This is a genomic window from Albidovulum sp. (assembly GCF_049646345.1).
GTDB lineage: Bacteria > Pseudomonadota > Alphaproteobacteria > Rhodobacterales > Rhodobacteraceae > Albidovulum.
In genome coordinates this window covers 1-4,228 of sequence record NZ_JBARVQ010000646.1, presented here as the reverse complement: position 1 = coordinate 4,228, position 4,228 = coordinate 1, and the positions used below count along the sequence as shown (strand labels likewise).

At 62.0% G+C, this 4,228-nt stretch carries 4 protein-coding genes; 2 read left to right on the top strand and 2 right to left on the bottom strand.

Annotation, left to right across the window (positions count from 1 at the left end; all coding sequences use genetic code 11):
• On the bottom strand, positions 1-1,546 hold a 1,546-nt coding region (locus WBB85_RS16885), incomplete at its 3' end, for an NAD(P)H-hydrate epimerase (protein WP_432639762.1).
• A 180-nt stretch (positions 1,547-1,726) separates the two neighbouring features.
• Between WBB85_RS16885 and WBB85_RS16880 the strand changes: the two genes are divergently transcribed.
• Both WBB85_RS16880 and glnA read left to right on the top strand, forming a co-directional pair.
• Entirely contained in the window at positions 1,727-2,065 is a 339-nt protein-coding gene (locus tag WBB85_RS16880; RefSeq protein ID WP_371285192.1) for a P-II family nitrogen regulator, read from the top strand.
• Between the two features lie 76 nt (positions 2,066-2,141).
• Positions 2,142-3,548 (top strand): type I glutamate--ammonia ligase, encoded by a 1,407-nt coding sequence (gene glnA, locus WBB85_RS16875; protein ID WP_432639761.1) that lies wholly within the window; start codon positions 2,142-2,144, stop codon positions 3,546-3,548.
• A 230-nt stretch (positions 3,549-3,778) separates the two neighbouring features.
• Here glnA and WBB85_RS16870 read toward each other — a convergent pair.
• The coding region (locus tag WBB85_RS16870) for a cytochrome b (protein WP_432639760.1) at positions 3,779-4,228 on the bottom strand (450 nt) is incomplete at its 5' end.

The following is a 4,228-nucleotide window of genomic DNA, read 5'->3' as shown; positions in this document are numbered from 1 at the left end:
CCAAGAGCCCTGCGATGAAGCCCGCCAGCACATCGCCCGAGCCCGCGGTGGCGAGCCAGGGGGCCGCGCGGTCGTAATGGGCGGAATTGATGCTGCACCGGCCCGTCGGATCGGCGATCACCGTATCCGGCCCCTTATAGAGCACCACGCAGCCCGCGCGTTTTGCCGCTTCGCGCGTCGCGTCGACCTTGGAATAGGCCGGGCCTTTCGTGGCCGGTGCCGCCAGTTTCTCGGCAATGTCGGGGAAGAGGCGGGCGAATTCACCGGCATGAGGCGTGAGGACGCAGTTCGGGTGAAGGGCTGCGAAAAGGTCGGGGTCACGGGCAAGGATCGTCAGCGCATCGGCGTCGAGCACCAATGCCCGCCGCACGTCCACCGCAGTCCCGGCCCCCGCGCCGGGATCTCCATCACCGTGCGAGAGGTCCCGGATCAAGTCCGGGACTGCGAGCGCGCGGGCGACAAGACCGCGCCCATGATCACCGGTCCCGAGGCCCGGCCCGAGGCAGAGCGCGGTGATCCGCTTGTCCTCCAACTCACGCCCGAACGCATCGGCATCGGCGACGGGCCGCAGCATCACCGCATCGAGCCGCGCGGCATTATCCACCAGCGCCTCGGGCGGGCAGCCCACGGTGACAAGCCCCGCCCCGATCCGCAGCGCCCCCCGCGCGGCAAGGCGGGCCGCGCCGCCTTTGCCCGCTCCGCCGGAAAGAACCAGGGCGTGGCCGTGGGTGTATTTGTGGTCAAGGTGTTGCTTCTCAAGCTGGGAGCGGTAGGTCCAAGGAAGCGTCGCAAGAACCCCGACAACTTCATCCTCGTTCAAGGACACGTGTCGATCTAACCCGATAGATTTCACCACCAGACGACCGTTTGTCGGTCGCCCCAAGAGATAGCGGTTAGGATCAGCTAGTAGGAAGTGTCCCACCCTCGCCCGTTCGAAAGTAACGGTCAAGTCGGACCAATACCCCTCGTACCAATCCTTCGGTGGCTGCTCTTCGAGCAGATGGCCGGAATCCGCATCGAATCCTGATTGCACGTCAATTGAAACCGTGCGCAATCGTCTTTGTGACAACTCCGATATCGGATCGTGGCTTTCCGTCAGCATCGCCAGGATACCCCTTGCGGTGCGGTCGATGGCCCGTGTCAGACCTGTTCCAAACAACGCATCGATGAGTACTTCTGTGTCGAGGCAGGTTTCGTCGCGTGCTACGATGTACGCCTTTACCTCCCCTATCCCCACCCAACGCTCATAGTTCACCCGCGCATCCGGCGGCAGCTTTTCGGGGTCGCCGTAGAGGAAGACCTCCAACTCCCAGCCCCACTCCTTCAAAAGTCGCGCCACCACGAACCCGTCGCCGCCATTGTTGCCCGGACCGCAGAGCACGACTGCGCGGTGGGAGGTCGCGCGAAGCTCCGGCCATTCCCCGAAGATCGCCTCGACCACGCCGCGTCCGGCGCGTTCCATCAGGTCTAGGCCAGTGACCTCTCCGCTCGCAATCGCGGCCTCTTCGATGGCGCGCATTTGGGCGGCGGTGAGGAGTTCGGTCATGGCGTTGGCTCCGTTCTTCACAAACTGCCCGAGCATCGAGCGAATTGCACAAAATTTAGGCAGATACCCCGGAATCCTGAATGCGCCCGCCTTCAGGTAAGCCTAGCCAATTGTGCCCCTGCAGCGAAAGTGGTGACAGGGGCGCGACCGCAGGAAATTTGACCCCGGGAGAGTCGCCCCATGAAGAAGATCGAAGCCATCATAAAGCCCTTCAAGCTCGACGAGGTGAAGGAAGCGCTTCAGGAGGTCGGCGTGCAGGGGCTTTCGGTGATCGAGGTCAAGGGTTTCGGCCGCCAGAAGGGCCATACCGAACTTTATCGTGGCGCCGAATATGTCGTCGATTTCCTGCCCAAGGTGAAGATCGAGGTGGTTCTGGCCGACGACATGGTCGATGCCGCCATCGAGGCCATCGTCTCGGCCGCCCGCACCGACAAGATCGGCGACGGCAAGATCTTTGTCACCCCCGTCGAACAGGTCATCCGCATCCGCACCGGCGAAACCGGCGAGGACGCGATCTGAATTCCGGGATGCAAGGTGGGTTTCAACCCACCCTGCCTTCCGATCCCGCAACACCCAAACGAAAGGACCAGAGGACATGAGTGCCAAGGACGTTCTCAAACTCATCAAGGACGAGGAAGTCGAATATGTCGACGTCCGCTTCACCGACCCCAAGGGCAAGCTGCAGCATGTGACGCTGATCGTCGATATCGTCGATGAGGACTTCTTCGAGGAAGGCTTCATGTTCGACGGCTCTTCCATCGCCGGATGGAAATCGATCGACCAGTCCGACATGAAACTGATCCCGGACACGTCCTCGGTCTATATCGACCCGTTCTATGCCGAAAAGACGCTCTGCATCCATTGCAACGTCGCCGAACCCGATACGGGTGAGCCCTATAGCCGCGACCCGCGTGGGACCGCTGCGAAGGCCGAGGCCTATCTCAAGGCCTCCGGCATCGGCGATACCGCCTATTTCGGGCCCGAGGCTGAATTTTTCATCTTCGACGATGTGCGCTATTCGGTGACGCCGCAGAAGGTCGCCTACCAGATCGACGCACATGATGCGGCCTGGAACACCGATACCGAATACGAAATGGGCAACCAGGGCCACCGCGCCGGTCACAAGGGCGGCTATTTCCCGGTGAACCCGATCGACGCGGCGCAAGATCTGCGCGGCGAGATGCTCTCGACCATGAAGCGCATGGGCATCAAGGTCGACAAGCACCACCACGAGGTCGCGACCGCCCAGCATGAGCTTGGCATGATCTTCGGCGGGCTCGTCGAGCAGGCCGACAATATCCAGAAATACAAATACGTGATCCACAACGTGGCCCACGCATATGGCAAGTCGGCGACCTTCATGCCGAAGCCGATGAAGGGCGACAACGGCTCGGGCATGCATGTGAACATGTCGATCTGGAAGGGCGGCAAGCCTTTGTTCGCGGGCGACAAATACGCTGACCTCAGCCAGGAGGCCCTGTGGTTCATCGGCGGCATCCTGAAGCATGCGAAGACGCTCAATGCCTTCACCAACCCGTCGACGAACTCCTACAAGCGCCTGATCCCGGGCTTTGAGGCGCCGGTTCTGCGCGCCTATTCCGCCCGCAACCGCTCGGGCTGCGTCCGGATCCCGTGGACCGAAAGCCCGAAGGCCAAGCGCGTCGAGGCCCGCTTCCCCGATCCGGCGGCGAACCCCTATCTCGCCTTTGCCGCCCTTTTGATGGCCGGTCTTGACGGTATCAAGAACAAGATCGATCCGGGCCCGGCCTCGGACAAGGACCTTTACGATCTGCCGCCGGAGGAACTGGCGGGCATCCCGACCGTCTGCGGTTCCTTGCGCGAGGCGCTGGAGGCTCTGGACGCCGATCACGGCTTCCTGCTTGCGGGCGACGTGTTCACCAAGGACCAGATTGATGGTTACCTGGCGCTGAAGTGGGAAGAGGTCTACGCCTACGAACACACGCCCCATCCGGTCGAATACCAGATGTATTACAGCTGCTGAGCTGCAGGATACGTGCAATGAAAAGGGCCCCGGCAGGGGCCCTTTTTCTTTTGTCTTGTGCTCCCTTGGGCCATTGATGAACCGATCTGTTTCAAGGGGTGATCCGTCCTTTGCGGATATTTCCACCGGCGCATACTTCGCCGCGCGAAGGGCCCCGTCCTTGAAAGTACATAATGGGCCCGGAAGCGATGCCGAAACCTGCACAACGCGCTTCCCTCATCGTCAAACAATCAGTCCAGCGGGAACAATTCTTCTGGCAGATCGTCGAACGGATCGGCCTCGGGCGCAGGTGCTGTCAGCAGGGCCACCAAGACGATGGCAAACCAGATCGAAAGCGCGGCGGCGATGCCCAGCCGTGGTTGCGGCCCCGATGGCGCAGGCGGCGCGTTGCCGGTGATCATGCGCCCGAGCGTCGCATCGCGGTCGATCAGGACATGCTTCAGCGTGCCCGCGACGTGAAGGGCAAGGGCCGCCATCAATAGCCATCCCGACATTTCATGAAACCTGCGAAACATCAGCGCCAGCGCCTCATCGGCGGGAACCAAAGGCAGGGTCTGCCCGAAGGGCCAGAGGATCGGCGCAAATCCGGGGGCAGCGGAATGGTGCAGCAGTCCGGTCAGGGGCAGGGCCAGTATCCCGATCCAGAGGCACCAATGCGTCATCTGGGCAAGAAACGTCTC

Excerpts from the sequence above, each read along its gene's own strand:
- glnA (WP_432639761.1), top strand. The coding sequence starts at position 2,142 with ATGAGTGCCAAGGACGTTCTCAAACTCATCAAGGACGAGGAAGTCGAA.
- WBB85_RS16880 (WP_371285192.1), top strand. The coding sequence starts at position 1,727 with ATGAAGAAGATCGAAGCCATCATAAAGCCCTTCAAGCTCGACGAGGTG.